Consider the following 4,878-nt stretch of genomic DNA (forward strand, 5'->3'; position numbering starts at 1 on the left):
GCCACCATCAGCAAACAATCGCCACATAATATGCCAAGGTGTTGGTTCGTTTAAAAGCAAATTAAAATAAGAGAAATCTAAATATATTTGCATGGGCCGACTTTGTTGTATTTTTTATTTTTTCAATTGATACTTATTTCTCTCCACCCGTTCAAATCTATCTTTGTTCATTAAAGCTAATTGAATAGTACTTTTCTTAACAATTCTTTTTAGCAAAACCTTTTCCATGATTTCGTTTTTAGTTAAAGGTTTGGCGGATTCTACCAATACTTCAGCAATAACATCGGCAACCACACCGGGCTGATAACCCCATTCCTGCAAAGCATAAATACCGCGTCCTACTAAAACATATTTGTCATCTAAAATAAGTTCATTATGAATTGTGGCTGGATACGCCGTCTTAGCATCAAATTTTGCTTCATTGATTTTGGTAGCAATTTCAGTGAAATGCATTGGTTTGCCTTCCTTTTTCATCACTAAATATATCTTATCATTCATCCTTTTCGGTTTAATTGAACGCCAGTTCAGTAAACCCCATTCTTCAAAAGGATTTTTATCAATTTTGCGCGTTAAATCTAAGGCATTGTCTACTACGTCATCATTCAAAAAATCCGTAAATTTCTGCGATGATGGTTTCTTAGCTAGAGCGTCTAAAATAAATTGGCGTGGTAATGGCTTATCTTCATCGCTTAATACTGCTACCAAATTGTCTACCAATTCTTCAATCAACTCCATGCTGGCCGTGGGCAATTTCCAACCATTGTGTAATTTATCGTGTTTATCAACACGTTCCCAGTTGTGATTTAAAAGTTGAAAAATAATAAATTTAGTGGCTGCCCGATTAATATCTTTTACTACAGAATAGCTGATAACTTTATCCAATAAATTATCATCACGCATCACTCCTCCGTTTTGTTCAAGAATATTATTTACCAAGCTTTCTATGGGCTTTAGATGAGTATCGATATCGGGATTGCCTTTGATCTTTTTAATCGAACCATTTTCAATCTGACGAATTCTTTCTCGTGTTACATTAAATAAGTGCCCAATCTCTTCTAAGGTTTTTACCTCTTCTTCCTCTAAGCCATAGCGATGAATAATAACCTTTTTCTCTTTATCGCTCAAACTGGCAAATAAAAGACGCAATATTGAACTTGGTTCAAATTGTGACATTTCCTCCATATTTTCTTTAGATAAAATACTATCTAAAATTGATTTTTGTTCAGTAAATTGTGTATCCATATTATTTAACTATATGACAAATAATAGTATAAACGCCTAATTATTTGTTATTTTTATTAATATTCAGAATATATCATAATTATAAAAAAAAGTCAACTTTATATTACAATTTGACTTTTTCAATAATTTGCACTAATTGTCAACTATTTTTGCCAGCGGTACCACAAAATTAATAAAGGACTGGCAACAAATATGGAAGAGTAGGTCCCGATTGCTATACCGAATAATAAGGCTAAGGAAAAATGCTTAATTGATTCACCACCAAACAAATAAACAGCTAATAAAACAATCATTGTTGTTAGTGAGGTATTCAATGATCGGACAATTGTTTCGTTGATACTGGAATTAATTATTTCACTAAAAGTATAATTCTGATATCTTTGTAAATTCTCTCGAACTCGATCAAAAGTAACAATTGTATCATGCACAGAAAAACCCATTAGGGTTAACATAGCAGTAACAAATAAACTATCAACTTGATAACCATAAAAGTGGCCCAAGACACTAAATAAACCAATAGTAATAAAGACATCGTGAATTAAGGCAATGACTGCAGACAAACCAAATTTCCATGATTGCACAGGATAAGACACTTTACGGAAAGCTATGCCGATATAAATAATAATAGCTAAAGAAACTAAAAAAATAGCTAAAAGTGCTTTTGATTGTAATTCAGCTCCCAAAGTAGGACCAAGACTTTCAAAACGCACTTCGGACCAGGCGTTTTCCTGATTATATTTTTTTGTGAAGACGGATAATAACTCTTGATGTTTGGTTTCATCGATACTTTCAGTTCTGATTAATACTGTATTTTCACTGGAAATTTGAATCTGTGCGTTATTAATTTGTGCTTCTTGCAAAATTTCATTTACTTGATCAGTGGAAATTTGCTGTTCCTGACTGAATTTAATTTCTAAAATACTACCACCAGTAAAATCAATACCGAAATTCAGTCCCCAATTGGTTAAACTAAAAATACTAATAATTATGAGGATTAAAGAGAAACCAAACCAATGCTTACTTTTTTCAACAATTTTAATCATTTGATTTGCTATTAATTTTTACACTAAATAACCATAACCAGCGATAGTTATGTTTCTTCACGATTAAACGTAAAAATGTTCTGGTGACAGTAATAGCGGAAAACATGGAAACTAAAATACCAATAGCCAGAGTAATGGCAAACCCTTTGATCAGACTAGTACCAAACCAAGCGAGAATTAAACAGGTAATTAAACTGGAAATGTTGGAATCCTTGATAGAGCTCCAGGCACGCCAAAAACCCTCTTCTACTGCTGTGCCTAATGGTTTATTTAATCTTAATTCCTCCTTCATTCTTTCAAAAATTAAAACATTAGCATCAACAGCCATACCAATAGATAAAATAAAACCAGTGATACCCGCTAAGGTTAAAGTTATAGGCCAAATTTCAAAAATAGCTAAAGATATAACGGTGTAAATTAATAGAGAAATAACAGCTAACAAACCAGGTAAGCGATAAAATATAATCATAAAGATTGCTACCATCAAAAGTCCGATTAAACCAGCGATAACACTTTTATTCAAAGATACCTGTCCTAAACTAGGACCGATTGTTTGCTGACTGATCAATGTAATTGGTACTGGCAAAGCACCAGCATTCAAACGTTGGGATAATAATTTAGCTTCATTAACATTAAATTTCCCAGTAATTCTGGCTTCCCCTTGAGTAATTTCTTCTTGTACTGTCGGTGTACTAATTGGGATGCCATCAAGAAATATAGCAACTGGTTTACCAACGTTGCGTTGAGTAATTTCCGCGAATAACTGTTTACCAGCATCATCAAAGACTAAACTAACGGTTGGTTGACCATTGTTCTGATCAAAAACAACTTCGGCTTTTTTCAGATTTTTACCCGTTAACTTGGTATTAATCCATTCACTCTCTGGTGGGGCAATATTGTCAGCGGCTATAGTTTTGATTAAAATATGACTGGCTTGTACTTCCTCTTGATTGTCTTGATTGCGAGTAGCTATACGTTTAATAATATGAAAACCGAATTGAGTTTTTACTAATTGCCCCGTGACTTGCCCGTCTTTTAACTCCCAAAGGGCTTTTTCAAACTCTGGCACATACTTACCGCGAGCAGCAAAACCAAGATCACCTTTTTGTGTAGCGCTGCCCGTATCTTCTGAATTTTTTTCTGCTAAAGCACCAAAATCAGCACCAGCTATTACCTGTTGTAATAAACCATTGGCATTAGTTAATGCTTTAGCATTAAATTCATCCATTACTTTTTGTTGTTCTGCGGTAATCACAACGGGTTGGTTGGCCTTTTCATTTCTTTCCTTAAATTCTAGTAGCGGTGTTTCACCAATTTGTTTAATGGCTTGCTTCACGTCAAAAACACCGGCTAATTCAATAATTAATCTATTAGAGCCGCTGGTTTGCACAATTGGTTCGGAAACACCAAAAGCATTAACTCGTCGTTCGATTACATCCCGTACGCCGGCCATGGCTTCCGTGCTATCACCTTGATCAATTTTACTCAAGTCAGCTTGGTAAACCAAGTGGGCGCCACCCTGTAAATCAAGACCTAGGTGAGGCTTAAATTTATTAAAATAAGTCGTTCCTGGTAAATAATCCGGTAAAGCTGGATAAATAACCATTACACCAATAGTAACCAAAAGTATAATGCCGCCAAAACCTAGCCAAATTCGGGATCTATTAACAATTTTTTTATCTTGCATAATTACAATAATTAATAAAGCACAGGTATTTTAGCACCAATCATTTACGTTGACAAGTGTTGATCTGTGGCTAAATAAATTTCTTGAGTTTGTCGCGACATCACCAGCCAATCATAGTGATGATGATTGAGATATCCTTTTTTTATTAATTCATCTCTTTGGCTACTGTCCTGAATAACAGTAAGTATTTTTTGACTGATATCTTTAATATTATAAGGATTAAAGTATAATGCTGAATCGTTTAAAATTTCGGGTAATGATGAATTATCCGCGGCAATGACAGGCGCTCCATAACTTTGGGCTTCTAAGGCTGGTAAACCAAAGCCTTCTAAATAGGAAGGAAAAATATAAGCCAAGCAAAAACGATAAAACAACGGCAAGTCTTGATCATTAACATAATCAGTAAAAATTATATTATACTCATTGATTTGATATTCAATATCAGTAATTAACCGCTGATAAAAAAAATCTTTTTTACCGACTAATACTAACTGATAATTGTTGTTTAAATCATGTTGAATTAATTTCCAAGCTTGAATTAGGCGGTAAAGATTTTTGTGGGGATAAGCAGCGCCAACGTATAAAATAAAAGGTTTACTGATGCTATATTTTTTTTCCAGATCCACCACACTACTTACTTGATGTTCAACGCTATATCCTTCATAAATTACCACAATCTTTTTATCCGCCTTGGGATATAAACTAACAATATCATTTTTCGTATAGTTGGATACCGCGATAATCTTTTCACTGCGAATAATAGCAAAATGTAATACTACTTTATAAGCCGCAACTTTTATGCGATATAACCAAGTGGCCAGTGTTGTTGCACGACTGTCAGGATAGTGCGTAATAATCAAATCGTGGATAGTCATAATAAATTTACGACTATATAACAACGGCACA

At 34.0% G+C, this 4,878-nt stretch carries 4 protein-coding genes; all 4 read right to left on the bottom strand.

Annotated elements, in window-relative coordinates; all coding sequences use genetic code 11:
- Nucleotides 1-114: 114 nt before the first annotated feature.
- Nucleotides 115-1,242 carry a hypothetical protein gene (locus tag COX77_04220; GenBank protein ID PIZ98537.1) on the bottom strand — a complete coding sequence of 376 codons (1,128 nt, stop codon included), beginning with the start codon at nt 1,240-1,242 and terminating at the stop codon, nt 115-117.
- 143 nt (nt 1,243-1,385) lie between these two features.
- On the bottom strand, nt 1,386-2,285 hold the full coding sequence (gene secF, locus COX77_04225; GenBank protein PIZ98538.1) for a protein translocase subunit SecF: 900 nt from the start codon (nt 2,283-2,285) through the stop codon (nt 1,386-1,388).
- On the bottom strand, nt 2,278-3,972 hold the full coding sequence (secD, locus tag COX77_04230) for a protein translocase subunit SecD (protein PIZ98539.1): 1,695 nt from the start codon (nt 3,970-3,972) through the stop codon (nt 2,278-2,280). Before secD ends, secF begins: the two co-directional genes overlap by 8 nt.
- A 44-nt stretch (nt 3,973-4,016) precedes the next feature.
- Nucleotides 4,017-4,847 carry a hypothetical protein gene (locus COX77_04235; protein ID PIZ98540.1) on the bottom strand — a complete coding sequence of 277 codons (831 nt, stop codon included), beginning with the start codon at nt 4,845-4,847 and terminating at the stop codon, nt 4,017-4,019.
- Nucleotides 4,848-4,878: the final 31 nt, after the last annotated feature.

Source organism: Candidatus Komeilibacteria bacterium CG_4_10_14_0_2_um_filter_37_10, from assembly GCA_002793075.1.
In the GTDB taxonomy this organism is placed as follows: Bacteria; Patescibacteriota; Patescibacteriia; order UBA1558; family UBA1558; genus UM-FILTER-37-10.

Excerpts from the sequence above, each read along its gene's own strand:
- COX77_04220 (PIZ98537.1), bottom strand. The coding sequence starts at position 1,242 with ATGGATACACAATTTACTGAACAAAAATCAATTTTAGATAGTATTTTA.
- secF (PIZ98538.1), bottom strand. The coding sequence starts at position 2,285 with ATGATTAAAATTGTTGAAAAAAGTAAGCATTGGTTTGGTTTCTCTTTA.
- secD (PIZ98539.1), bottom strand. The coding sequence starts at position 3,972 with ATGCAAGATAAAAAAATTGTTAATAGATCCCGAATTTGGCTAGGTTTT.
- COX77_04235 (PIZ98540.1), bottom strand. The coding sequence starts at position 4,847 with ATGACTATCCACGATTTGATTATTACGCACTATCCTGACAGTCGTGCA.